Annotated in this window: 22 protein-coding genes; 10 read left to right on the plus strand and 12 right to left on the minus strand. The window is 40.4% G+C overall.

The features are described 5' to 3' along the window. Window positions 1-320: 320 nt before the first annotated feature. On the minus strand, window positions 321-533 hold the full coding sequence (locus HLH16_RS15155) for a hypothetical protein (RefSeq protein WP_171529938.1): 213 nt from the start codon (window positions 531-533) through the stop codon (window positions 321-323). Window positions 534-828: 295 nt separating this feature from the next. On the opposite strand from HLH16_RS15155, the gene grpE reads away from it, so the two are divergent. From grpE to HLH16_RS15175, 4 genes are all read left to right on the plus strand, one after another. Next, window positions 829-1,377 (plus strand): nucleotide exchange factor GrpE, encoded by a 549-nt coding sequence (gene grpE / locus HLH16_RS15160; protein ID WP_171529956.1) that lies wholly within the window; start codon window positions 829-831, stop codon window positions 1,375-1,377. 122 nt (window positions 1,378-1,499) lie between these two features. After that, on the plus strand, window positions 1,500-3,443 hold the full coding sequence (dnaK, locus tag HLH16_RS15165) for a molecular chaperone DnaK (RefSeq protein ID WP_131292213.1): 1,944 nt from the start codon (window positions 1,500-1,502) through the stop codon (window positions 3,441-3,443). Window positions 3,444-3,558: 115 nt separating this feature from the next. Further along, on the plus strand, window positions 3,559-4,470 hold the full coding sequence (locus HLH16_RS15170; RefSeq protein ID WP_171529939.1) for a matrixin family metalloprotease: 912 nt from the start codon (window positions 3,559-3,561) through the stop codon (window positions 4,468-4,470). Window positions 4,471-4,590: 120 nt separating this feature from the next. Next, entirely contained in the window at window positions 4,591-4,968 is a 378-nt protein-coding gene (locus tag HLH16_RS15175) for a hypothetical protein (RefSeq protein WP_131271949.1), read from the plus strand. Between the two features lie 84 nt (window positions 4,969-5,052). Here HLH16_RS15175 and erpA read toward each other — a convergent pair whose 3' ends face one another. From erpA to HLH16_RS15195, 4 genes are all read right to left on the minus strand, one after another. Beyond that, window positions 5,053-5,388: an iron-sulfur cluster insertion protein ErpA gene (gene erpA, locus HLH16_RS15180; RefSeq protein WP_131292219.1), complete on the minus strand. Its 336-nt coding sequence runs from the start codon at window positions 5,386-5,388 to the stop codon at window positions 5,053-5,055. 117 nt (window positions 5,389-5,505) lie between these two features. Continuing rightward, window positions 5,506-6,516, minus strand: coding sequence for a putative solute-binding protein (locus HLH16_RS15185; RefSeq protein WP_165541350.1), 1,011 nt, complete (start codon window positions 6,514-6,516; stop codon window positions 5,506-5,508). 240 nt (window positions 6,517-6,756) lie between these two features. Continuing rightward, entirely contained in the window at window positions 6,757-7,767 is a 1,011-nt protein-coding gene (locus HLH16_RS15190; RefSeq protein ID WP_171529940.1) for a putative solute-binding protein, read from the minus strand. Window positions 7,768-8,001: 234 nt separating this feature from the next. Beyond that, window positions 8,002-9,009 (minus strand): putative solute-binding protein, encoded by a 1,008-nt coding sequence (locus HLH16_RS15195; protein ID WP_171529941.1) that lies wholly within the window; start codon window positions 9,007-9,009, stop codon window positions 8,002-8,004. Window positions 9,010-9,221: 212 nt separating this feature from the next. On the opposite strand from HLH16_RS15195, the gene HLH16_RS15200 reads away from it, so the two are divergent. Continuing rightward, window positions 9,222-11,156, plus strand: a complete 1,935-nt coding sequence (locus tag HLH16_RS15200) for an ATP-binding cassette domain-containing protein (protein WP_171529942.1) — start codon at window positions 9,222-9,224, stop codon at window positions 11,154-11,156. Between the two features lie 340 nt (window positions 11,157-11,496). Here the strand turns inward: HLH16_RS15200 and HLH16_RS15205 are convergent, their stop codons facing one another. The 5 genes from HLH16_RS15205 to dnaA all read right to left on the minus strand — a co-directional run bounded on the left by HLH16_RS15205 (window position 11,497) and on the right by dnaA (window position 18,296). Further along, window positions 11,497-11,862, minus strand: a complete 366-nt coding sequence (locus tag HLH16_RS15205) for a hypothetical protein (protein ID WP_171529943.1) — start codon at window positions 11,860-11,862, stop codon at window positions 11,497-11,499. 173 nt (window positions 11,863-12,035) lie between these two features. Then, window positions 12,036-14,507: a DNA topoisomerase (ATP-hydrolyzing) subunit B gene (gene gyrB / locus HLH16_RS15210; RefSeq protein ID WP_171529944.1), complete on the minus strand. Its 2,472-nt coding sequence runs from the start codon at window positions 14,505-14,507 to the stop codon at window positions 12,036-12,038. Window positions 14,508-14,561: 54 nt separating this feature from the next. Then, window positions 14,562-15,644, minus strand: a complete 1,083-nt coding sequence (gene recF, locus HLH16_RS15215) for a DNA replication/repair protein RecF (RefSeq protein WP_131271942.1) — start codon at window positions 15,642-15,644, stop codon at window positions 14,562-14,564. A gap of 27 nt (window positions 15,645-15,671) precedes the next feature. Beyond that, window positions 15,672-16,817 (minus strand): DNA polymerase III subunit beta, encoded by a 1,146-nt coding sequence (gene dnaN / locus HLH16_RS15220; protein WP_171529945.1) that lies wholly within the window; start codon window positions 16,815-16,817, stop codon window positions 15,672-15,674. Window positions 16,818-16,916: 99 nt separating this feature from the next. Continuing rightward, window positions 16,917-18,296, minus strand: a complete 1,380-nt coding sequence (gene dnaA, locus HLH16_RS15225; RefSeq protein WP_131292286.1) for a chromosomal replication initiator protein DnaA — start codon at window positions 18,294-18,296, stop codon at window positions 16,917-16,919. A 659-nt stretch (window positions 18,297-18,955) separates the two neighbouring features. Between dnaA and rpmH the strand changes: the two genes are divergently transcribed. The 5 genes from rpmH (at window position 18,956) to mnmE (ending at window position 23,054) form a co-directional block, all read left to right on the plus strand. After that, window positions 18,956-19,090 (plus strand): 50S ribosomal protein L34, encoded by a 135-nt coding sequence (rpmH, locus tag HLH16_RS15230; RefSeq protein WP_000831329.1) that lies wholly within the window; start codon window positions 18,956-18,958, stop codon window positions 19,088-19,090. A 29-nt stretch (window positions 19,091-19,119) separates the two neighbouring features. Beyond that, the gene (rnpA, locus tag HLH16_RS15235) at window positions 19,120-19,509 is read left to right on the plus strand and encodes a ribonuclease P protein component (RefSeq protein WP_004650901.1); all 390 of its coding nucleotides are present in this window, start codon (window positions 19,120-19,122) and stop codon (window positions 19,507-19,509) included. A 9-nt stretch (window positions 19,510-19,518) separates the two neighbouring features. Then, on the plus strand, window positions 19,519-19,839 hold the full coding sequence (gene yidD, locus HLH16_RS15240) for a membrane protein insertion efficiency factor YidD (RefSeq protein ID WP_171529946.1): 321 nt from the start codon (window positions 19,519-19,521) through the stop codon (window positions 19,837-19,839). Window positions 19,840-19,844: 5 nt separating this feature from the next. Then, window positions 19,845-21,599 (plus strand): membrane protein insertase YidC, encoded by a 1,755-nt coding sequence (gene yidC / locus HLH16_RS15245; RefSeq protein WP_171529947.1) that lies wholly within the window; start codon window positions 19,845-19,847, stop codon window positions 21,597-21,599. A 99-nt stretch (window positions 21,600-21,698) separates the two neighbouring features. Next, window positions 21,699-23,054 (plus strand): tRNA uridine-5-carboxymethylaminomethyl(34) synthesis GTPase MnmE, encoded by a 1,356-nt coding sequence (gene mnmE, locus HLH16_RS15250; protein WP_171529948.1) that lies wholly within the window; start codon window positions 21,699-21,701, stop codon window positions 23,052-23,054. A gap of 57 nt (window positions 23,055-23,111) precedes the next feature. Here the strand turns inward: mnmE and HLH16_RS15255 are convergent, their stop codons facing one another. Continuing rightward, on the minus strand, window positions 23,112-24,284 hold the full coding sequence (locus tag HLH16_RS15255; protein ID WP_502707656.1) for an MFS transporter: 1,173 nt from the start codon (window positions 24,282-24,284) through the stop codon (window positions 23,112-23,114). Window positions 24,285-24,400: 116 nt separating this feature from the next. After that, a complete protein-coding gene (locus HLH16_RS15260; protein ID WP_171529949.1) occupies window positions 24,401-24,667 on the minus strand; it encodes a metal/formaldehyde-sensitive transcriptional repressor in 267 nt (88 codons plus the stop codon). Window positions 24,668-24,702 lie beyond the last annotated feature (35 nt).

Below are 24,702 nucleotides of genomic sequence, written 5' to 3' on the forward strand. Positions count from 1 at the left end.
GAAAGTTGGGTGTATTGCTTCATTGTGTGCTTTCCAATTGCGAGTTGAAAAAGTCTAATGATTCTAATACACCTAACTTTTTCAACTAAATACAAATGTGTCGCACTTGGTATTTGAATCCGCGTTTTATAAAAATCATGATTATCAAAATTTAATACTGTAAGGATTTAACCGTTATTCAATACTAAAACTATGACTTGCTAAACAAATATATAGGAGCAGTGATTAATGACAGCTTGCTTTATTTTAGGCAAAAAAAAGCTTACCCATAGGTTGGGTAAGCCTAGAAAACACTTTTCTTTCAAAAATACAAGAAGAAACTACAGCGATAGAATCTGGGTGAAATAATAATCAGCCTGTGCTTTTTTGTAAAATAGATAATTTATTTCATAATGATCGTTTTTAAGTATAAGTTGGATATTACCCATCACCACATTAGCCGTCTTTGTATTTTCTTTCTCTGTTCCTATCTCATTCCTGACTCCCATCTTCCATACAAACTGAGGGAGAGCAACAAAACTTGATTCTTCCATTAACTGATAATCAAGCTCTCACAATAAGCTGCTTTGTTGTTTTATCCCCTAGCTCAATTTTGAGCATAAAGAACCTTATAATTTTTGCCTGAATGTTCGAAAAACCGGTTTTTTTGATAATTTTAATCAAATTAAACAGATTTAATTGATTGTCTCGCTTGAATTTTTATCGCCTGCCCCGACCTTTGTATTAATCATGAATTTTATCACTCATGGCAGTTCAGGATTAACCCAGTTAGCACTGAAGCCAAAAGGACTGTACATGTTTAAGAACCCATTTAAACGGAGTAAATCTATGGCAGCTGAGCAAAACGAACAAGCTCAAGATCTAGGGCAAGAGCAAGCTGATCAACAAACAGCACAAACTCAAGCTGAAACCGAGCAAGCTGAAGTTTCAGTTGAAGATTTACAAGCCCAGATCACGAATCTGACAGAAAGTTTAAAACTTGAAAAAGCACGTACAGCCAATGCGGTATATGAAGCGCAAAAAAGCGTGGAACGCATTCAACGTGATGCTGAAAAGCATAAAGAAACTGTGATTGAAAAATTCGCCAAAGAATTACTCGACACCGTCGATAATTTAGAACGTGCCATTCAAGCTGCGGGTGATACTGAATCTCCATTACTTGAAGGTGTGCAACTTACTTTGAAATCACTGCTCACCACACTCGAAAAATTCGGTGTAGTCGAAGTGAATATGAGTAACGGTTTCAATGCAGACTTGCATCAAGCAGTGGGTATCGCACCTGATGTTAAAGCAGGTGAAATTGGTACTGTATTGCAAAAAGGTTATACCTTGTCAAACCGTTTGCTTCGCCCAGCAATGGTCTTAGTGGGTCAATAAGGTAAAGAAATTCGAGAGTTTTTCACTTTTTTTAATGAAATAAACTTGAAAAATTTTGAATGGCTCTCATATCGAATAACAAGCAAAAGCATTGCAAAAAATAATTTTGAGGAAGCATCCAAATGGCTAAAATCATTGGTATTGATTTAGGTACTACAAACTCTTGCGTAGCAGTACTTGAAGGCGACAAAGTTAAAGTTATCGACAACGCTGAAGGCGCTCGTACAACTCCATCTATTATTGCCTATAAAGATGGCGAAATTCTTGTGGGTCAATCTGCGAAACGTCAAGCGGTAACCAACCCTAAAAACACATTATTCGCGATCAAACGTTTGATCGGTCGTAAGTACCAAGACCAAGCGGTTCAAAAAGATATCGGTCTTGTCCCTTACAAAATCATTCAAGCAGACAATGGCGATGCTTGGGTTGATGTAAACGACAAAAAATTGGCACCACAACAAGTTTCTGCTGAAATCTTGAAAAAGATGAAAAAAACTGCAGAAGACTATTTGGGTGAAACTGTTACAGAAGCGGTCATTACTGTTCCTGCTTACTTCAATGATGCACAACGCCAAGCAACTAAAGATGCAGGTCGAATTGCCGGTCTTGATGTTAAACGTATCATCAACGAACCAACTGCTGCTGCGCTTGCGTTCGGTATGGACAAAAAAGAAGGCGACCGTAAAATCGCGGTTTACGACTTGGGTGGTGGTACTTTCGACGTATCAATCATTGAAATCGCTGACCTAGATGGCGACCAACAAATCGAAGTATTGTCAACTAACGGTGATACCTTCCTTGGTGGTGAAGACTTCGATAACGCTTTAATTGAATACTTGGTTGAAGAATTCAAGAAAGAACAAAGTGTGAACTTGAAACAAGATCCACTTGCGTTACAACGTTTGAAAGAAGCTGCTGAAAAAGCAAAAATCGAGCTTTCTTCTTCTAACGCAACTGAAATCAACCTTCCATACATCACTGCTGATGCGACTGGTCCTAAACACTTGGTGATCAACGTAACTCGCTCGAAACTTGAAGGTTTAGTTGCTGATTTAGTTGCTCGCACGATTGAGCCTTGCCGTATCGCGCTTAAAGATGCGGGTCTTTCAACAAGCGAAATCTCTGACGTAATCTTGGTCGGTGGTCAGTCTCGTATGCCACTTGTACAACAAAAAGTACAAGAATTCTTCGGTCGCGAGCCACGTAAAGACGTGAACCCTGACGAAGCGGTAGCAATGGGTGCTGCGATTCAAGGTGCGGTATTGTCTGGTGACAAAACTGACGTATTGCTTCTAGACGTAACTCCATTGACTCTTGGTATTGAGACTATGGGCGGCGTGTTAACAGCAATCATCGAGAAAAACACCACGATTCCTGCGAAGAAATCTCAAGTGTTCTCAACTGCTGCTGACAACCAACCTGCTGTAGACATTTCTGTGTTCCAAGGTGAACGTAAAATGGCTCAGCAAAACAAATTATTGGGTAACTTCCAATTAGGCGATATTCCACCTGCTCCACGTGGTGTGCCACAAATTGAAGTATCTTTCGACATCAACGCTGATGGTATCTTGAAAGTGTCTGCGAAAGATAAGAGCACTGGTAAAGAACAATCAATTCAAATTAAAGCAAACTCAGGTTTGAGCGATGCTGAAATTGAAGCGATGATTAAAGATGCTGAAGCGAATGCTGAAGAAGACCGTAAGTTCGAAGAATTAGCTAAAGCACGTAACGAAGCAGATGCACTTGTTTCTAGCGCGCAAAAAGCAGTGAAAGATCTTGGCGAACAAGTGACTGCAGATGAAAAAACTGCAATTGAAACTGCGGTTTCTGAGCTTGAAGCTTCAACTAAAGAAAATGACGTTGAAGAAATCAAAGCGAAAACTGAAGCACTTCAAAACATCATCATGCCGATTAGCCAACGTGCTTATGAAGCTGCACAAGGCGCTCAAGGTGGTGCTGAAGGTTTTGATCCAAATGCATTCCAAGGTGATGCAGGTCAATCTCAAAAAGCGGACGATGGCGTTGTAGATGCTGAGTTCACTGAAGTTAAAGATGACAAAAAATAATTTGTCAGCTTGATCAAAAAAACCGTGCGAAAGTGCGGTTTTTTTATGTTTAAAAAGATAGGATTAGATGAAATTTTCAGCTACATTAATTTAAAAATAATGATTTTAAAATGCTATGCGTGCTCTCTTCTTTGCCATCGGGACTTTATTGTTCATTTGGTTATTTTTTCCATCGCAACAGGATAATAAGCGACAAGATCGTACAGTCACAGATAAAATACTTCATCCTTTTGATTCAAGTGTGCGATTTCGCTTAGGCGACGTCGACCAACGATTTGGTATGAGCCAAGCAGAACTGATTCAGCTCTGTAAAGATGCCATCGGCATTTGGCAGCAAGGCTCAGAAAAACCTCTGCTGGTGTATGACCCAAAGGCAAAATTAACGATTAATTTGATCTATGACCAACGTCAAGCTGACCATAAAGTACATAAAACAAGCCAACAACTTTTGGAAACGGCTCAAAATGTAAATCAACGGATTTCAGAGAATTTAGACCATCGCTATACCTACCTAGAACAACGCCATCAACAACTGCAAGCCCAGCGAGATCAATTATCCAAGGACTTTGAACAACTCAATCAACAACGCATAAGTTGGATGCGTATTGAAAATGAAAATGGTCCAAATCGACAACGGATCGAACAACAATATCAGCAATTGAAAGCCCAAGCACAACAATTAGACCACGATATTGCTGAGCTTAAAGATAAAAATAACCAATACAATCAACAAGTCGAGCAGCATAATCAAAATATTGATGCCTACAATATTAATGTGAATCATCTCAATCAACGCTTTCCAGCACGCGAATTTCACAAAGGCATATACAATGGAAAGCGCATTGAAATTTATCAATTTGATACGAGGGATGATTTGCGTCTAACCATTGCACACGAATTAGGACATGCCCTAGGCTTAGAACACAATCAAGATCCTCAGGCGCTGATGTACCCTGTAATGAAAGATCAGCAGCTGCAAAATTTCAGATTATCAGCAGCAGATTTAGCCTTATTGCAGGCACGTTAAGCCACGACCGAGATACAATGCAAAAATCCCTTACTTTATATAAGTATATGCATGGCAATAGAACGGAAATCAGGCTCATTTCATGTTATTGTGATGGGAAGAAATGACAACATAAAATCTCTGGAGACGCGTGTGAGTTACTACCATATTCTGATTGAAATGAATGATCACATTAGTACAATTGAGCAAACACGTGAGATTGAAATCTTTGATATTATTGAGATTCAGCCTTACCTGCATTCTATTTTATTGCCATTCTTAAACGAACAACTGATCGAACTGGAAGATGAAAATATTGAGTTTAAAGATATTCTGCATTTAGAAATAAAACAGACTTTATTACCCATTCAGCATTTGATTGAAGAAGAACAACGCTTACTTCCAAGCGATACAGATGTAACGATTACGGCGCATGAAATTTTTAACAATCGTGATTTAAGCCAAGATGTGACGACGGTTATTTTTGATATTTTAGAAGCTGCTAAATTAGAACCATAATTTTTAATGATGTTCTAACACAATAATAAATTCTATTTTTCATAAAAAAGCCCTCCACATAAGGAGGGCTTTTTAAATTTTTTATTAAATAGAGAAAGATGAACCACAGCCACAGGTTGTAGTTGCATTTGGGTTTTGAACCACAAAACGTGAACCTTCCAAACCTTCAATATAATCGACTTCTGAACCGACAAGATATTGATAACTTAAAGAGTCAACCAGCATTTTTACGTCGCCATTGACAAATTCAGCATCATCTTCATTCATGCTTTCAGCGAAGTTAAAGCCGTAAGAGAAACCAGAACAACCACCACCTGTAACATAAACGCGTAACATTAATTCTTGGTTGCCTTCACTATCACGCAATTGGCGTACTTTATTCGCAGCATTGTCGGTCAGCACCAGAGCTTGGGCATTCATGTTGGATTCCTCTGTTCAATTCAGTTGTCTTTAAAAGATAAAGACCATATTTCAAGTATAGCATACCCAATATATGGTCAGTATTTGAAGATTTAAAGTTAAATCTGAGTATTTTTCTCAAGATTGTTTGTAGTTCTCATCTTGAAGGCTACATTCAAAATTCTTTGGATCTTCCTTACAACGGAATTGCCATAACAATTTCATCATACGTCTATCATATACACCACGTTTGGTTAAATCGACACGCGATTCGCGCATCAATTTTTGATAGCCTGGCTTATCCACTGCAGGAATCTGCATCCAATATTTTTGTGGAATATCCGCTTTCATTTTCCCCAAAATACCAAATGCACGCGGTAACTGACCTCTCACCCATTCACGTGATTTTTGTCCATAACCTTCCGGGAATTTATCTGGACGGATAATAATATTACCGGTCACTTGTAGAATTGGATAATTCACAATCGCGCCTTTACTCCCTAAACCTTTGTGTAATTCTAGCGGTTTAAATACAGCTGCCGGTGCACCAATAATATCGACCTGACCATTGTTAAATTTAGCCCCAAAATTGGTGACATCCGCACTCACCGCCTGTGCACCAATTTGCTGAACCATAATTTTTTGTGCTTCATCATAATCCAAGACTGCAATTTTTTTACCTGCAGCTTTAGCGACCGTGTTAATGCTACGGTCATTCACCATTAAAAAAGCATCACCGACTGGAATGACACCCACCACTTCATATTTGCCCCGCACCATATGTTTGGCAAAAGTCGGGCTGGCTAAACCTTGCATCACTTTAACCGCAAGCTTTAAATCAGGAATGGCACCAATAGCATCTAAAGAACCGGTAAAATCGTTGAACTGACGACCACGCATCCCTGTGACACTAATCCCATCACATTTACCTGCTTTAAAGTCTTCAGCAATAACTGCTTCGTTTTGGCCAACACGCAATTCAATATCCGCACCCCAATTTTTGGCTGCTAACTGGTAATCTTTCATCAGGGTAAACACATCACCACTTTTACCGACCAAATCGAATACGCATATCACTTGTTTTGCTTGGCTAACACCGGTTACAGCACACAGACTTACACCCAGTAACAGCGCTTTAGACCATTGCATCATGACTTTTTCTTCCTTGTGTCTTTGTTTTCATTCAGTCGAATGACTGAATCTTTTTGAGTTTTTATTCATTACGAATCACAAGCTTTCTATGCTTGTTTTCATTTTTATGACAAAAATTTTATATCATTATTTTTTAAGATTACGCCTTTTTTGACTGACAACAATGGCAAAAATGACATATTCAAATCGACAAAAAAGCCTAGAATCAATCTAGGCTTTTTTTATTTAAAATCAAAGTTATTCACCACCAAGTGAACATTCAAAATTCGCCTTATCGACAGAACAGCGCGCTTTTTTCAATACCGTCATCATGCTGGCATCATAAACTCCGCGTTTAGTCATATCCATACGGCCTTCACGTAACATTTTTTGATATTTGGTTTTATCTTCTGCAGTCAGGTTCATTTTAAACTTGGCTGGAATACTGGCTTCAAGACGGTTAATCATCGCAAAACTTTTTGGCAAATGTTTCACGAACCAATCACGCGATTGTTGTCCAAAGCCCGCGGGGAACTGATCCGGACGGATAATAAAATCCGAAGTCACTTGAAGTACAGGGAAATTGAACATTGCGCCATTTGTACCTAAACCTTTATAGATTTCTAAAGGTTTGTAGGCATAGGCAGGTGCCCCCACCATATCGACCTGACCATTATTGAATTTCGCCACAAAGTTCGATACATCCGAGATCACGGCTTGTGCGCCTACACGTTGCACCATAATTTTTTGCGCATCGTCATAACCCAATACTGCAAATTTTTTGCCTGCGGCTTTTTCAATTGAATCAATACTCTTATCACGTACAAAAATAAAAGCTGAACCTAAAGGGGCAATACCAGCAACCTCATATTTGTTACCACTTAAATTGCTGACCATTTTCGGCGCATTACGTTTGTCCAAAGCAAAAGTAATCGCACGCTGAGCAATAGCGTTGCTAGGTGCACCCCCTAAAGCATCAATAGAACCGACAAATTTATTGTATTGACGTGCACGCATTGCCGTCATAAAAACACCATCACATTTGCCGGCTTTAAAATCATTATCAGCAACAGCTTCGTCTTGGCGTGGAATTAAATTAATATCGGCTCCCCATCCTTTGGCAGCCAGTGCCCATTCCTGCGCCATTTGATAAGACTCACCAGATTTACCCAGTAAATCAAATACACAAACATTCACCTTTTCTGCTTGTGCAGTTGTCGCTAAACCAAGAGCAGAAAATGCTGCTAATGCGAGAATCGTTTTTTTCATTGTAGTGGTCCTTTTCAGAATCTTGTTGTTTGATGAGGGTCCATTCATGGCACAAATATTATGCAAGTTTATTTAAAAAAAATAGAGCATTAACTCCATTTATTTTAGACTTAAATGTCAGTTGACTTATATTCTTTAAAGTTAATAATAAAATCATAAACTTACTTAAAAAATGATTTTAGCTATCACTTAGAAAATTTTTGATATTTTACAAATTACTACACAACACTCGAGTTATTCACCACTTAAAGAGCACTCAAAATTGGTTCGCTCCACAGTACAACGGGCTTTTTTCAATACGGTCATCATGGCCGGCTCATAAATTCCTTGTTTAGTTAAATCTATTCGTCCTTCACGCAGAATTTTTTGATATTTCACTTGGTCTTCTTTGCTTAAATTCATGCGGTATTTTGCCGGAATTTCAGCTTCCATCCGTTTAACCATTGCAAAGCTTTTTGGTAATTGTTTTACGAACCAACTACGCGATTGCATGCCAAAGCCTTCGGGGAATTTATTTTTACGTATAATCAAATCGGCGGTGACATTCACCACAGGAAAATTAATCATCGCTCCTTGGGTACCTAAACCTTTATAAATTTCTAGCGGTTTAAAGGCATAAGCGGGTGCAGCAACGATTTCGACTTCAGCTTGATTAAATTTTTTGATGAAATTTGAAATTTCGGACATGACAGGAACAGCGCCAACACGCGTGACCATAATTTTTTGAGCATAATCATAATGTAATATGGCAAATTTTTTGCCTTCTGCGCGGGCTAAAGAATTAATCGAACGATCACGGACAAAAATATAAGCCGAACCAATTTGCCCAATCCCTGCCACTTCAAAGGTTTCTTTACCCATGCTAGTAATCAGACGTTTTTCATTACGTTTATCAAGCACATAACTAATGGATTTTTGCGCAATATCGTTAGTCGGTACGCCACCAATCGCATCAATCGAGCCAGCAAATTTATTGTAGGCACGTGCGCGCATAGAGGTCATATAAAAGGCATCACATTTCCCGGCTTTAAAGTCTTGCTCGACTTTGGCTTCATCTTGATAAGAAATAAGATTGATGTCCCCGCCCCATTGCTTGCTGGCCAAAGCCCATTCTTCAATCAGCTTATAAGATTCACCCGATTTTCCTAATAAATCAAAGACACAGACATCAGCTTTGGCATGCAATATATTTGATGTGGTTAATATGCTCAGTGCAGATAAAATCAAAAATCCTTTTTTCACGCTTGATGATCCTTATTTTTATTCATCATTTATAGAGTGCGACTATAAGCATATTTAGCGATAAAACCTAGCACAGAGCGGCAATTTTAATAATCTGCACTGTACACAAAATGCACTTGAAATAATTCATCGATATAAAACAGTTTAGTTTTTTGTTTTCCCGGTTGATTCCTTTAGAATACGCACACTATTCTTGTTATTTAGATATTTTAATGATTCAGTTAGATCAACTTTCTATACGTCGCAGTGGACGTGTTTTATTTCAAAAAGCATCCATGCAACTCCATCCAGGCTGGAAAATTGGTTTAACTGGTGTAAATGGCGCAGGAAAATCCACGCTATTTTCTGCATTGCTCGGTGGCATGGAATCGGATGGAGGTTCTTTAACTCGCCCTGCGGTTTGGACTGTGGCACATATGGCACAGGAAATCAAAGCTTTAGATATGAAAGCGATTGATTTCGTTCTATCTGGCGATGAAGAATTCTGGGAAATTCAAAACAAATTAGATCACCCTGAAAGCTTAAGCGATGATGAGCTTGCACATTTATATGGTCGTTTTGACGAAATTAATGGCTATTCTGCACCCTCTAAAGCATCGCAACTAATGGCAGGTTTGGGTTTCTTTGAACATCAGTCACAACTCGATGTTTCAAGCTTCTCCGGTGGTTGGCGTATGCGTCTGAACCTTGCGCGTACCTTGATGAGCCGTTCAGACCTCTTGTTACTTGATGAACCGACCAACCATTTAGACTTAGATGCCATTTTATGGTTAGAAGACTGGTTAAAAGCCTATGAAGGCACGCTGATTCTGATTTCGCATGACCGTGATTTCCTCGATGCAATTACCGATCATATTTTACATATCGAAAATCAAGAACTGATTCTTTACACAGGCAACTATTCAACCTTTGAACGTACCCGTAGTGAACGTTTAGCTCAGCAACAACAAGCTTATGAAAAGCAATTAGAAACACGCGCGCATTTGCAGAAATATATCGATCGCTTTAAAGCGCAAGCAACCAAAGCAAAACAAGCACAAAGCCGTATTAAACAACTTGAACGTATGCAAGAGTTGTCTGCAGCGCATGTTGATACACCATTTACCTTCTCATTCCGTGAACCGACTAAAATGAGTTCACCACTGCTTGAACTTGAGAATGCAGATATTGGTTATGGCGACAAACTGATTGTGACCAATGTCAGTTTACAAATCACCCCCACCAGTCGTATTGGTTTATTGGGGATGAATGGGGCAGGTAAATCGACGCTGATTAAATCATTGGTCGGTGATTTACAATTGCTTCAAGGTACCCGTAAAGATTCTGAACTATTAAATATCGGTTACTTTGCCCAGCATCAAATGGATGCTCTGGATGGTAATGCCAGCCCAATGCTGCAATTATCGCGTATTGCCGATAAAAAAATTAGTGAAGCCAGCTTGCGTTCTTTCCTCGGGAGTTTCGGTTTTAGTGGCGAACGCATGGACACCCCAAGTGAAAGTTTCTCGGGGGGTGAACGTGCCCGTTTAGCACTTGCACTGATTGTATGGCAACGTCCAAATGTCCTGATTCTGGATGAACCGACCAACCATTTAGATTTGGATATGCGTCATGCATTAACCATGGCATTGCAAGATTTTGAAGGCGCTGTGGTGCTGGTATCGCATGAACGTCAACTGATTGCCAGTGTGTGTGATGAGTTGATCTTGGTTCATGGTGGTCAAAGCCGTGAGTTTGATGGTGATTTGACTGCATATGCAGATTGGTTACGCCAAGCGCGTATCGACATGATGAAATCAGGTCAACAACCTGCTGCACCTGTGAAATCTCAAGTGGAAGTTAAACCGACGATTTCTAAACTGGATAAAGAGGCACAACGTAAAGAAGCTGCACGTCGTCGTGAACTCAGCCGCCCTGTTCGCAAGAATATTGAAAAAATTGAAGCTCAGATTACGAAAACACAACCCCGTTTAGCGGAAATCGAAACATTACTCGGCGATAGCGCATTATATGAAGCAAATCGTAAAGATGATTTGTTGAAGCTCATGAATGAACAAACTGAGTTAAAAGCAAAATTAGCTCAAGCTGAAGAACAAATGTTAGAGCTAATGATGGAGTTGGAAGAGCTGGAAGGTGCTTTCGAATAAGCCCACCCACCACTCTTAAGCAAAACTAAAGTGACGCTTGTTTTATGATCGCAGTACAATTTCAAACGTGTACTGCGATTTTTTAATTTTTCTACAAAACACTTTTTTAGCGATATCCCTCACCAAGATGTCAGTGTGTTTAAATTTAAAAATCCTCATCTATTAACTTTAAATTCAAATCAGACTTTTAAATTTAAAAACTTATCCACAACCCATATAAAACCGACTTTAAATTTAAAATAAAAGTATCAGTTTAAGCTGTGGATAAATTATTTTTCACATCCTTATTAAACAAAAATAAACTTATCCACATTGGTATTTTCAAACAGAATAAGACTTTTTATTCTTCCTGTTGGGACTTTTTACGTTTTAAAAACCTGAGTTCGATAATTTTCCAAGCACCTTCATTGACCCATAATTCCTGAATTTTTTTGTGATCTTCCAAACCAATTAAAACCTTACAGTGCTTCAAATCTCGATCAAACTCAAACTCTTCAAATTCAATGTTGGGCTTTTGCGGTTTCCATACCCCATTTTTCACTGCATGAGCAATACGTTCATAACGGGTAAAATTGCTTTCAACTCGACCTTCCTGCTCATAAACCACCTTAAATTGTTCATGTTCATACTGAGCCAACACCTCAAAATTACCGGTAAAAAATGCGTTGCTCCAAATATCCCGGATCTGCTCCAGTTGATTATCCATTGTACTAACCTCGTAATATTGCATGATGATCTCCTGTGTATACGATTCATCATGACAGAGGAATAAGTCATTTTTATAAAACAAATATGGCTAAAAGTTAATCAAATTTAAATAAAAATAGCATAAAAAAAGCACCCCGAAGGGTACTTTTTACAATTTAACTCATCAATAGATTAAGCATCGATATCTGCATTTAAAGCATTTTCTTCAATGAAGGCACGACGTGGTTCTACATCATCCCCCATCAAACAAGAGAACATACGATCTGCTTCAATCGCATCATCAATGGTGACTTGCAACATGTTACGGTTTTCAGGATCCATGGTGGTTTCCCAAAGCTGTTCCGCATTCATCTCACCCAAACCTTTATAGCGCTGGATCATCATGCCACGACGTGAATCGGCTAAAATATGCTGCCACACTTGATGGAAAGTCGCGACATTAATTTTACGATCGCCTTTCTGCAAATAAGCACCATCTTCAAGCAGGCTAAACCAGCTCTTCGAATTTTGCAGTAAACGCTTATATTCACCTGAAGCCAATAGTCCAGAATCAAGTAAATACGAGTGCGGTAAGTTATGGACATATACGGTCACACGTGGCCAGTAATGTGCAACTTTTTCACCGTTGGTATGTTCTTTTTCAAACATTTCCAAAGTGATTTCAGGACGTAAACTTGGTTGATATTTTTCAATCGCAGCACGTAACTGTTCAGACCATTGTTTCACATAATTTTCATCATGATTCTGATCAAGTTTGAATGCATCCAGACCCAACAGACCATCAAGCAAACTTGCAGGATAGCGTAAGGTTAAACGGTTCAAACTTTTCTGTGAAACCTGGTAATCTTCAATCACTTTTGCCAGGGCTTGTCCTGTAATTGCAGGAGATTCAGCACTGATATGCAAGGACAAATCATCAATCGCATTTGAAATCAGGAAGGTTTCTAAAGCATCATTATCTTTAAGATATTGCTCATGCTTGCCTTTTTTCAATTTATACAGCGGTGGTTGTGCAATATAGATATAACCGCGTTCCACAAGTTCAGGCATTTGACGGAAAAAGAAAGTCAACAGTAGCGTACGAATGTGCGAACCATCGACGTCAGCATCGGTCATGATGATGATTTTGTGATAACGTAACTTGTCTGGATTATATTCTTCACGACCAATACCACAACCGAGTGCAGTAATCAGCGTACCGACTTCTTGCGAAGAAATCATTTTGTCGAAACGCGCACGCTCCACATTCAGGATTTTACCTTTCAGCGGCAGAATCGCTTGCATCTTACGGTTACGACCCTGTTTTGCAGAACCGCCCGCAGAGTCACCTTCGACCAGGTACAATTCAGACAATGCTGGATCTTTTTCTTGGCAATCGGCCAATTTACCTGGAAGACCTGCAATATCAAGTGCACTCTTACGACGTGTCATTTCACGCGCTTTACGTGCCGCATCACGCGCACGTGCTGCATCAATAATTTTGCCGGCAATTGATTTTGCCGCTTGTGGATTTTCCAGCAAATAGGCAGAAAATTCCTTATTCATTGCCTGCTCTACCGCAGGTTTAACTTCACTTGAAACCAGTTTTTCTTTGGTTTGTGAAGAGAATTTTGGATCTGGCACTTTAACCGAAACAATCGCAGTTAAACCTTCACGTGCATCATCACCCGTAACCGCGACTTTTTCTTTCTTCAGAATATTTTCGCTATCCAGATACTGGTTTAAACCACGGGTTAATGCTGCGCGGAAACCGGCTAAATGCGCACCACCATCTTTTTGCGGAATATTGTTGGTAAAGCAGCGCACGTTTTCTTGATAGGTATCATTCCACTGTAAAGCGACTTCAACAGTAATCCCTGTTTCCGGCACTTGGCTAGTAAAATGGAAAATATCATTCAGGTGGGTTTTGCCTTGATTGATATATTTTACAAATTCAGACAAACCACCTTCATAATCAAATACATGTTCAGCATCGATACGTTCATCACGTAACACAATACGAACACCGGCATTTAAGAATGAAAGTTCACGCAAACGACGCGCTAAAATATCAACATTGAAAATGGTTTGGCTAAAGGTTTCTGCACTTGGATAGAAACGAACAGTTGTTCCAGTTTCGTCAGTATCACCAATGGTACGTAACGGATATACCGGATCGCCGTGGCAATACTCTTGTTCGTACACTTTACCGGCACGACGAATATTCAGTAATAATTTACTCGACAAGGCATTTACAACTGAAACACCTACCCCGTGCAAACCACCGGATACTTTATAGCTATTATCATCAAACTTACCGCCAGCATGAAGAATAGTTAAAATTACTTCAGCGGCAGATACGCCTTCTTCTGGGTGAATATCAGTTGGAATACCACGACCGTTATCTGAAACACTTACCGATTCATCTTCATGGATGGTGACCAGGATTTCATCACAGTGACCCGCCAAGGCTTCATCAATTGCATTATCGACAACCTCAAACACCATGTGATGTAAACCTGAACCATCGTCAGTATCACCAATATACATGCCTGGACGCTTACGAACAGCATCGAGGCCACGTAATACCTTGATACTAGAGGAATCATAAGCCTTTTCATTGGTTGGTTCTGTTTGAGAAGCAGCTTGATCTTCTGAACTCATGGTTTCTCCCTAGTGAAATATAGGTCTATCCAAAGATGGGTAAAATCTAAAAAACTATTGCACGACAACTTGAACTTGACCGTTTTCAACATTGAATAATTGATATGAAATAGACAAATCATGTAAATGTTTTTTTACTGATTCATGCTCTAAAGTGGTAATAAAAACTTGACTACCCAGTTGGCTCAATCGCTCAATTAATCGTCGTTGTGCAGTTAAATCTAATTCTGCTGTCACATCATCTAATAATACCACAGTTTCCTTATTACAGGCATGTAGCATTGCAATCTGTGACAGTTTTAAGGCGACAATCAGCAGCTTTTTTTGACCGCGTGAAAGCACCACATCCGCATCACCCAGCGTTGTTTTTAAACGTAAATCTGCACGATGTGGGCCATACTCAGTATAGCGTCGATCCAGGTCTTTTTGATGATGTACAGTTAAGTCATGCAGCAAGCCGAGCTCGGTATGAAAACCGGGAACATATTCCATTTGAATATCGAGATTGGGCAATAACTGTTTTAAATCCTGTTCAAAATAGACTTTCCACTGTTCCACAATCCCACTGCGCTGTGAATGCAGCATTTCGCCATATTCAGCCAGCATTTTATTCCACGGCTCTAAATCATTCAGGCTGAGATTTCGTCTCGATTTCAGCAAACTGTTGCGTTGTTTCAAAGCGCGCGAATAATATTGCCAGGCATGATAAAAATCCGGTTCCACGTGGAACATCAACCAGTCAATCAGTTGCCGTCTGGGTTTGGCACCATAGTCGATAATATCGGTACTTTGTGGGTCAATATGCTGCAAAGGTAATATTTTAGCCAGTTGCCCCTGGGTCGCAATATGATCGCCATTGACTTTAATCAGTTGCTCACCGGATAAAAATTTTTGCATGCCAATTTTTTCAGTCGCAGATTGCGCAAAAACAATTGCATCGCTTGTTTCATTTTGAATATAGTTTTTCGGGATATGGGTTCGGAAAGAACGTCCGGTCGCCAGCAGATGGATCGCCTCTAGAATCGAGGTTTTACCTGAACCATTCTGGCCATAAAAAACATTAAACGGCTGCAACTCTTGGAGTGCAACCGCTTTTAAGTTTCGAACACGTTCTATATTTAAACGCGTGATAAACATAATCTGATCTTGTAAAAAATCTGCGAATTAAACACGCATCGGCATCACAACATAGGTCTGATCTTGGTGTGCCGGATCGTGTACCAATACAGATTGGTTGGCTTCAGTCATGGTCATATAGACATCATCACCATCCAAAGCACCTAATACATCCAATAAATATTGTGCATTAAATGACATTTCCATCGGCGCATCCGCATATTGAATGGCTAGATCTTCAATCGCCTCATCTTGCTCTGGGTTATTGGCGCGAAGTTGTAAACAATCAGCTCCAAAATTCAGGAACACACCACGTAATTTTTCATTACTCAAAATCGCCACACGTTGTAGAGATTGTTTAAATACATCATGTGCGATCAATACGTTTTTATCGCCACCACGAGGAATCACACGACGGTAATCCGGGAATTTCCCATCAATTAATTTGGTGGTGAAACGGACGGTGATATCACCCTGCTCTTTGTCACGGCTTGGCGTGCTAATGGTAACATTCAACAATTCACGGCCAATCAGCAAAGACAATTGCTCATCTTCAATACTGAGTAAGCGTTGTAATTCCGCCACTGCTTTGCGTGGCACAATCGCTTGAATGGCTTGAGTTGCAGTTGAAGTGGCTGCTGTTTCACATAATGCTAAACGGTGACCATCGGTGGTAACTGCACGCAGCTGATTTTGATCAATTTCAAGTAATGTACCGGTTAAATAAAAACGTACATCTTGCACTGCCATCGCAAAAGCGGTTTTTTCAAACAGGCGTTTTAACTCGCGCTGAGTCACGGTCACTTGGGTACCTTGAGCATTTTCAGTGCTCAATAACGGATAGTCTTCAGCAGGCAAAGTTCCCAACACAAAACGGCTATTACCCGATTTCAAAATGCAGCGATCTTCAGTAATTTGCAGGTCAATCAAGGCCGCAGTCGGTAAAGATTTACAGATGTCCATCAGCTTGCGTGCAGGAACAGTGGTCTCGCCCACTTGCAAGCATGCACCTTCAGCCAGCGTGGTACTGGCAACCAGTTCCACTTCCAAATCCGAGCCGGTAATGGTTAGCGACTCGTTACTAACCTGAATCTTTACATTAGAAAGAATATTTAAAGTATGGCGACGTTCAACCGCTCCTACGACATGTGACAGAACATTAAGTAAGCTTTCTTTCGCGATTTTCAAACGCACGGTACATTCCTCTAACTACTGAAGATAAATAATAAATAAATGTGTTTTTAGCAGTGTACTATGCGGCAGAATATGCCGCATTGCAAGAATAGAATTTGATCAACTTTGCAACAAACGTTGCAAGTTTTTATAGTCTTCATTGAAGATCGGATCTTCCTCACGAAGGCTGAGTACTTTCTCACAGGCATGCATCACGGTACTGTGATCACGACCACCGAAGGCCATGCCAATTTCCGGGAAACTGTCACCGGTCAATTCACGCGCAAGCCCCATTGCCAACTGACGTGGACGGGCATAAATACGGGTACGTTTCGGCCCCACAATTTCTTTTAGCGGAATACGAAAATATTCACTGACCACTCGCTGAATATTTTCAGTACTGATGGTTCTGGCACGAATCGCCAACACATCCTTTAACGATTCACGTACCACATCCAGATCAATGGGGGTGCCTTTAAAACGTGAAATAGCCACCACTTTGTTCAACGCACCTTCGAGTTCACGAACATTGGCCACCACTTGTTGTGCCACAAACAAAGCACAATTACGCGGCAACTCAACCCCGATGTTTTCCGCTTTTTTCAACAAGATTTCAATACGGGTTTCAATATCCGGTGGTTCTACACCCACCGACAAGCCCCAAGAAAAACGTGAAACCAGACGTGCATCCAGTTCCGTCAATTCTTTAGGATAACGATCTGAAGTCAAAATGATTTGCTTGGACTCATCCAACAAGGCATTAAACGTATAGAAGAACTCCACCAAACTGGCTTCTTTACCGGCCAGTAAATGAATATCATCGACTAACAACAAATCCAGCGAACGGCAATTTTTCTTGAATTCTTCTACTTTGCCTTGCTGTAACGAGCTGACAAAATCTTGCACAAAACTTTCCGCAGTCATATACATCACGCGTGCATTGGGTTTGGCTTGCAATAAAGCATTCCCCACTGCTTGCATTAAATGGGTTTTACCTAAACCTGTCGGACCATATAAAAATAAAGGATTATGTTGAGAAGCACCCAATTGGGTTAAAACTTTACGACAGGTTTCCGCTGCCATCTGGTTCGAGCGGCCTTCCACAAACAACGAAAAAGTAAATAAGGGGTTTAATAAACGCTTACGACTATTTTTAACGCCTGATTCTTCTTTTTCTTTTCGCGGTCTGGCCATCGGCGTGGCAACAGATTGTAAAGCAGCAGTCGTGGTTGCTGGTTGTTCATTGGCAGACAGAATTGCACCAGGACGGGAATCCACCAGAATTTCAACTTTGCGCACCCGACCTTCAGACATTTGCTCTGCCAAAATCGTGATCAGCTCAAGATGATGTTCCTGAATATAACGGGTCCAATAAGGATTGGGTGCATAAAGTTTTAATGTGTCGTTAAGCTCTTCAGCAACCAAAGGGCGAATCCACATGGTAAAGACATTCCCCGAAAGCTCTTGTCGCAAACGAGTTAAACAGTCAGTCCAAAGCATGTGAAACCCCTATTTATTCCATTAGTTATAAAAAAATCATTTGAGCCCGACCAAGCGGGTCGCCATTCTATCGAAGTTATCCACATCTGTCATGGCAAAATTAAAGAAATATCACTCAAAAAAGTAATTTCCCGATTAAATTTAAATTCAAATTGCAGTGTGGATAAGATTATCCGCAAGCTGTGGATAAAATATATCACAAAGTTATCCCCAATTTAACAAGATTATGAAAACATAGATATCCACAATATAACTTATTGTTTATATAAATTTAAAATAGCTTTTCCACAGAAAAATAGCTCCCTAATAGTAATAAATTTAAATTTATAAATTTGAATTTATTTATAGGGGCGGTTGTTGGTGGGGATAACTTTCAATATTTTTAAATTTAAATTCAAAAGTGAAGAAAATAATCTTATTAACACTAAGTTGTGGATAACGTTGTTAATATTTCTGTTTATAACTTATGTTGTATTATTAATCAACAACTTATATTGTGTGTAAAATTAAAACAGTTTTTAATGGGATACAAAATCTCAGATTCTTGGTTTTTTAAAAAAATGCCTTATTTTGAAAGAAAGTTTGTTTTTGATTGACAGCTCACCGAATGAACACTAAAATCGCGAACCTTCATAGAAGATCATTTTTGGAGTTTCAATATGAAACGTACATTCCAACCATCAGAATTAAAGCGTAAGCGTGTTCATGGTTTCCGTGCTCGTATGGCTACTAAAGCTGGTCGTCAAGTATTAGCTCGCCGTCGTGCAAAAGGTCGTCATAGCTTAACTGTTTAATTAGTTAAGTTATTGCGATTTTGGGTGTCATGACACTTTATGGCTTCAGCACAGACGTACGTATACGCTGTGCTGCCGATTATAAAAGTGTGTTTGATGGTGCGCTTTTTAAAGTGCATCAACCCCATTTCTTATTTTTGGCAAAAAATTCCGAACAGCCTTCAAGCCGTTTGGGTATTGTTGTTGCCAAGAAAAAAGTGCGTCGCGCACATGAAAGAAATAGAGTAAAACGTCTTGCTCGCGAAAGTTTTCGCCTTCATCAACAGCAATTAGATTTATTAGATATTGTGGTCATGCCTAAAGTCGGCATTGAAGCAATCCCTAATGCAGAATTGCAACAGCAATTACAATTTGCTTGGCAGAAATTGCAACGCCTTGCCAATAAGCATAAAAAGATAGCTCCCTCCCCACAAAAGTAGAGATGGCCAATGGTACGTTTACTGCATTGGTTGATTCGATTCTATCAGATCGCGATTAGTCCTTTATTGGGACCCCGCTGTCGTTATATTCCAACATGTTCTCAATATTCTTTAGAAGCAGTCCATTCGCATGGTGCTGTGCGTGGTGCGTGGTTAGCTACCAAACGTATTTGCCGTTGTCATCCTTGGGGTGGTTCGGGTTATGACCCGGTTCCCAAAAAAGCAATTCGTTTTATTTCATTTCAGCAAATGGATTCTCAAACGCTTCACGTTGCTGTACCCTTTCGTGATCGTTTATTGAACCGAAATCACTCTAACTACTTGGGATAATAGATATGCAACAATGGGCCAGGTTTGCAATTCTAGGGGCTATGTTTGTCGTCGCATATTTGCTTATTTTGGCTTGGCAAAAAGATTATGGTCATGCAGAGACTAAACCGCAGCAAGAAGCTGCCGTGGTTTCACATGAAGTATCTGCAGATTTGCCAAACGCTCAAACAGCTCCAGCAGCGTCTGACGTGCCTCAAGCAAATATTGCCACTCAGCAAACCACAACAGATGCCACTGCACCTGTAAGTCAACAGCTTATTTCAGTACAAACTGACCTTTATCATCTTTGGATTAATCCTAAAGGTGGTGACATTGTTCGTATTGAATTATTGAACCACGATAAAAATAAAGACAGTGATGAACCGTTTGTCATGCTGGAAAGCGATGCAAAACGTACTTACGTTGCTCAGTCTGGCTTGATTGGTTTAAATGGGCCGGACAGCAACCGTAATGGTCGTCCGGTTTATGAAGTTGAAAAAGCAGCTTATAGCTTGGCTGATGCTAAAGCAGAAAAAAGCAAAGATGGTAAAGCAGTTAAAGTTTTATCTGTACCGATGGTTTATAAAACGGCTGATGGTGTCGAAATCATCAAAACATTTACCTTTAAGCAAGGTGAATACCCGATTATTGTCAACCACAAAGTTGTGAACCGTAGTGCTCAGAACTGGCAAGGTCAAATGTTTGGTCAAATCAAACGTGATAATTCGGATGATCCAGGTAAATCAGACCAAGGCATTTTCACACTAGGCACGTTCCTAGGTGGTGCTTGGGGTACACCTGAGGAACACTACAACAAGCTTAAATTTGCCAACTTCAATGACGAAAAATTGAATGTTGAAGCAAAAGGTGGCTGGGTTGCTGTCGTGCAGCATTATTTCGTCAGTGCCTGGATTCCAGGTGATCTTAAACTGACTCAAGCCAATGGTCAGCCGTATAGTGCCAAATTAGAATCACGTCAATCCACTGATAATATGAATATTATTGGTTTCACTTCACCGATGATTAATGTACCTGCAGGTACTGCGGCTGAATTGGATGCGACGTTCTATTCAGGTCCTAAAATTCAGTCTGAACTGAAAGATTTGGCGATCGGTTTAAACCAAACTGTTGATTATGGTTGGTTGTGGCCAATTGCGAAGTTATTGTTCCTAGGGCTTCAATTCTTCCATAACATTGTGGGCAACTGGGGCTGGTCAATTATCTTGTTGACTGTGTTGGTGAAACTGATTCTTTGGCCATTATCGTCTAAGAGCTACCGTTCTATGGCGAAAATGCGTGTGATTGCACCTGAAATGCAACGCATGAAAGAAGAGTTCGGTGAAGACCGCATGCGTTTCTCGCAAGAAATGATGGCGCTGTATAAACGTGAACAAGTCAACCCATTATCAGGTTGCTTGCCACTACTTTTACAAATGCCGATTTTCTTGGCCTTGTACTGGGTATTGATGGAGTCGGTAGAACTTCGTCATGCGCCATGGTTAGGCTGGATTCAAGATTTATCTGCAATGGATCCATGGTTTATCTTGCCATTATTGATGGGCTTGACCATGTTTATTCAGCAGTCTTTAAATCCGCAACCGGCTGATCCGATGCAGGCGAAAGTGTTCAAAATCATGCCGATCATGTTCACTGTATTTATGTTGTTCTTCCCTGCGGGCTTGGTAATGTACTGGATTGTCAATAACAGTATTACCATCTTGCAGCAAAGTTTGATCAACAAGAGTGTTGCGAAAGAACGCGAAAAGCGTGACGTTGTTTAAGTAACGACTGATTGCGAATAGCTGAATAAATCCGCTTAAGATGGTAATCTTAGGCGGATTTTTCTTTGGCTGTAATTTAGGACTTTTTAGGTGAATTTTATGCAAAACCGAACAACGATTGCTGCAATTGCAACTCCGCCCGGGCGTGGTGGTGTGGGGGTAATTCGTCTGTCTGGTCCAAAATCCTATGCCATTGCCGAAGCATTAACGCAGAAGGCTTTACCAAAAGCCCGCTTTGCCGGTTTCCGTCAGTTCTATGATGCCGCTGGTGAAGTGATGGATGAGGGGTTAGCCATCTGCTTTCCCAATCCAAACTCCTTTACCGGTGAAGATGTGGTGGAGCTGCAAGGTCATGGCGGTCCCGTGATCCAAAATGCCTTACTGGGCCGCTTACTTGAATTGGGTGCAATTGCGGCCAAAGCCGGTGAATTTTCGATGCGTGCCTTCGAAAATGGCAAGCTGGATTTGGTTCAAGCCGAAGCGATTGCCGATTTGATTGATGCCACTTCACAAGCCGCCGCCCGTTCAGCAGTACGTTCTTTACAAGGGGCGTTTTCGACCCGAGTCAATACCGTTTTAGAAAAATTGATTCATCTACGTTTACATGTGGAAGCTGCCATTGATTTCCCGGAAGAAGAAATTGATTTCTTGGCCGATGGTAAAATTTTGGCTTTGCTTGAAGATGTGCAAACTTCAGTGACTGCAGTACAAAAGTCTGCACGCCAAGGTCAGTTATTGCGTGAAGGTTTACAGGTAGTCATTGCTGGTAAACCGAATGCAGGTAAATCTTCCTTGTTGAATACTTTGGCTGGAAATGAACGTGCCATTGTGACCGATATTGCCGGTACAACCCGTGATGTCCTGCATGAAAAAATTACCTTAAATGGCTTGCCGATTACCCTGACCGATACTGCCGGACTGCGTGAAACTGGTGATATTGTCGAGAAAGAAGGGATCCGCCGTGCGATTAAAGAAATTGAACAGGCTGATTTGTTGCTGCTGGTGTATGACTTAAGCCAAGGGGAAGATCCGTTACAATTGGCACAAAACTATTTTGCTGAACATCTAGAGCCGCGTCGTTTAATGCTGATTGCCAATAAGTGTGATTTAACTGGTGCAGCTGCTGAAATTGGCGATTATCAGGGATTTCGTCATATTACTGTCTCAGCCAAGCAGGAAACTGGTGTTCAGTCGCTTATAGATGCGATTACAGCGCATGCAGGCTTCCAGCCAGAAGAAGATACCTTTATTGCACGTACACGCCATTTAGACGCAATGAAACGCACTCAAGTGTATCTTGCAGAAGCACATGAGCAGTTGGTGGTGTATCAGGCAGGTGAATTGGTGGCTGAATCTTTACGTCTGGCACAAAATGCCTTGGCGGAGATTACCGGTGAATTTAGTGCAGATGATTTGTTAGGGAAAATCTTTGGATCATTCTGTATTGGAAAATAATCCAGTCGAAAAGCAATCCAGTCGATTTGAAAAACCGCCTTTATGAAGGCGGTTTTTTTATGATGAAATTTTCTTATGCCAAAATATCAGCGAAAGACAGAGTAAACCAACCCCTACGCAAAATCCTAAAACCCCAATGGTTAAACCAAAATGATCGGCTAAATATCCCACTGCAATAATCGGTAAAATTGTGCCTAAGTAACCAATAAATAAATACGTGGACATCACAGCTGCACGGTTATCCGTGGTTGTCATCTGGTGGATTAAACCGAATGCACCCAATAAGCCTAGCCCATGTCCTACACCTAGCATAATGTCGCTGATAAAGAACAAAATACTCCATTGCATACTCATACATAAGCCGAGTAAAACAAAGCTCACCACTAAAGTCATTAGCCCTAAGCTCAGGCTTTTTGCTGCAGGAAGATGTTTAGCAGAAAATTGTACGACAGCAGAAACCAGTAAAATACTGGCAATCGCTGAACCACTGACCAATGGTCCATGCCAGGGAATCAGATCCTTTACGAAAGATGGCGAAAGAGAGGCAAATAAACTAAAGGCCCCAAAAGCGCTAAATGCGGTGAAACCAGCAATAAAAAATAAGGATTGATGCTGGGCTGCTGGTATTTCTAAACGTGGTGCAATTGAAAAAGGCTGGGCTTTAAATTGTGGGACTTTAACCAGAAATAAACCCAAAAAACATAAAATCGCAGCAGCAATAATTGGTAAATAAGGTGTAATTAAAGGTTGGGTAGAAAATTGAGCAATTAGCCCGCCAATAAAGGGTCCCAAGCCAAAACCAGTCACGGTAATGATAGAACTTAATTGGGGGGCATTTTGTTTATGACTATCTGGAATGGTGGTGATTAATCCAAGCATCGCAGAGGTACTGATCAGCCCGGAGGCAATCCCAATAATAAAGCGACCTAATCCCAGCCAAACTGCATTCGATGCAACGGCTGAAAGTACTAGGCCTAAGATGACAAACATGATACCGATTTGTAAGGTACGTAGGAATCCAAAACTGTTGCTGGTTCGGCCTAAAAATAGCAAGGTCGCCAGACAGCCAAACATATAGGCCACAAAGATATAGGTAATATGGCTAGGCAGTAAATGCCACAGTTCTTGATAGATCGGATATAAAGGACTCGCGAGTGCGGTGCCAATGGTTCCAATACAAAGTGCCAGGCTGACCATTAAAAATGGTCGCCATGATTGTTGAGTCGTCATGTAGAGTCACAGAAACACCCGCCATAGGGTTGAAATAGCGAATATTTGGAGAGAAAAGAAGAGCTATACATTAATTCTTATCCGCCTAGGGCGTCAATTTATAAGATGTAAATCATTTAACTATAACGCTTTAATAATTTTAAAAATTCAGCAAGTTCCTGTTCATTAATTTCAGTTTGTTCACCAATCACGTGATGACGTAAATGTGATTCAATCAATTCACTCATTAGACCATTCACGGCGCCTTTAATAGCCGCGACTTGCTGTAATACAGTAATACATGAATGCTCAGGGCTGTTTAAGGTTTGCTCTACGGCGTTAATTTGCCCTTGTAAGCGTTTGACTCGATTATGAATTTTCTTATCTTGATGTAAATGACCCAACACAACTCTCCAAAAATAAATATACTATGGGGGAG

The organism is Acinetobacter sp. ANC 5378, from assembly GCF_013004315.1.
Classification (GTDB): Bacteria; Pseudomonadota; Gammaproteobacteria; order Pseudomonadales; family Moraxellaceae; genus Acinetobacter.

Bases quoted from the DNA above. Each gene is read 5' to 3' on its own strand.
- HLH16_RS15155 (WP_171529938.1), bottom strand. From the start codon at position 533: ATGGAAGAATCAAGTTTTGTTGCTCTCCCTCAGTTTGTATGGAAGATG.
- HLH16_RS15205 (WP_171529943.1), bottom strand. From the start codon at position 11,862: ATGGATAATCAACTGGAGCAGATCCGGGATATTTGGAGCAACGCATTT.
- yidD (WP_171529946.1), top strand. From the start codon at position 19,519: ATGGTACGTTTACTGCATTGGTTGATTCGATTCTATCAGATCGCGATT.
- HLH16_RS15170 (WP_171529939.1), top strand. From the start codon at position 3,559: ATGCGTGCTCTCTTCTTTGCCATCGGGACTTTATTGTTCATTTGGTTA.
- rnpA (WP_004650901.1), top strand. From the start codon at position 19,120: ATGACACTTTATGGCTTCAGCACAGACGTACGTATACGCTGTGCTGCC.
- HLH16_RS15200 (WP_171529942.1), top strand. From the start codon at position 9,222: ATGATTCAGTTAGATCAACTTTCTATACGTCGCAGTGGACGTGTTTTA.
- yidC (WP_171529947.1), top strand. From the start codon at position 19,845: ATGCAACAATGGGCCAGGTTTGCAATTCTAGGGGCTATGTTTGTCGTC.
- HLH16_RS15190 (WP_171529940.1), bottom strand. From the start codon at position 7,767: ATGAAAAAAACGATTCTCGCATTAGCAGCATTTTCTGCTCTTGGTTTA.
- grpE (WP_171529956.1), top strand. From the start codon at position 829: ATGGCAGCTGAGCAAAACGAACAAGCTCAAGATCTAGGGCAAGAGCAA.
- mnmE (WP_171529948.1), top strand. From the start codon at position 21,699: ATGCAAAACCGAACAACGATTGCTGCAATTGCAACTCCGCCCGGGCGT.
- dnaA (WP_131292286.1), bottom strand. From the start codon at position 18,296: ATGCTTTGGACTGACTGTTTAACTCGTTTGCGACAAGAGCTTTCGGGG.
- recF (WP_131271942.1), bottom strand. From the start codon at position 15,644: ATGTTTATCACGCGTTTAAATATAGAACGTGTTCGAAACTTAAAAGCG.
- gyrB (WP_171529944.1), bottom strand. From the start codon at position 14,507: ATGAGTTCAGAAGATCAAGCTGCTTCTCAAACAGAACCAACCAATGAA.
- HLH16_RS15185 (WP_165541350.1), bottom strand. From the start codon at position 6,516: ATGCAATGGTCTAAAGCGCTGTTACTGGGTGTAAGTCTGTGTGCTGTA.
- erpA (WP_131292219.1), bottom strand. From the start codon at position 5,388: ATGAATGCCCAAGCTCTGGTGCTGACCGACAATGCTGCGAATAAAGTA.
- rpmH (WP_000831329.1), top strand. From the start codon at position 18,956: ATGAAACGTACATTCCAACCATCAGAATTAAAGCGTAAGCGTGTTCAT.
- dnaK (WP_131292213.1), top strand. From the start codon at position 1,500: ATGGCTAAAATCATTGGTATTGATTTAGGTACTACAAACTCTTGCGTA.
- HLH16_RS15255 (WP_502707656.1), bottom strand. From the start codon at position 24,284: ATGACGACTCAACAATCATGGCGACCATTTTTAATGGTCAGCCTGGCA.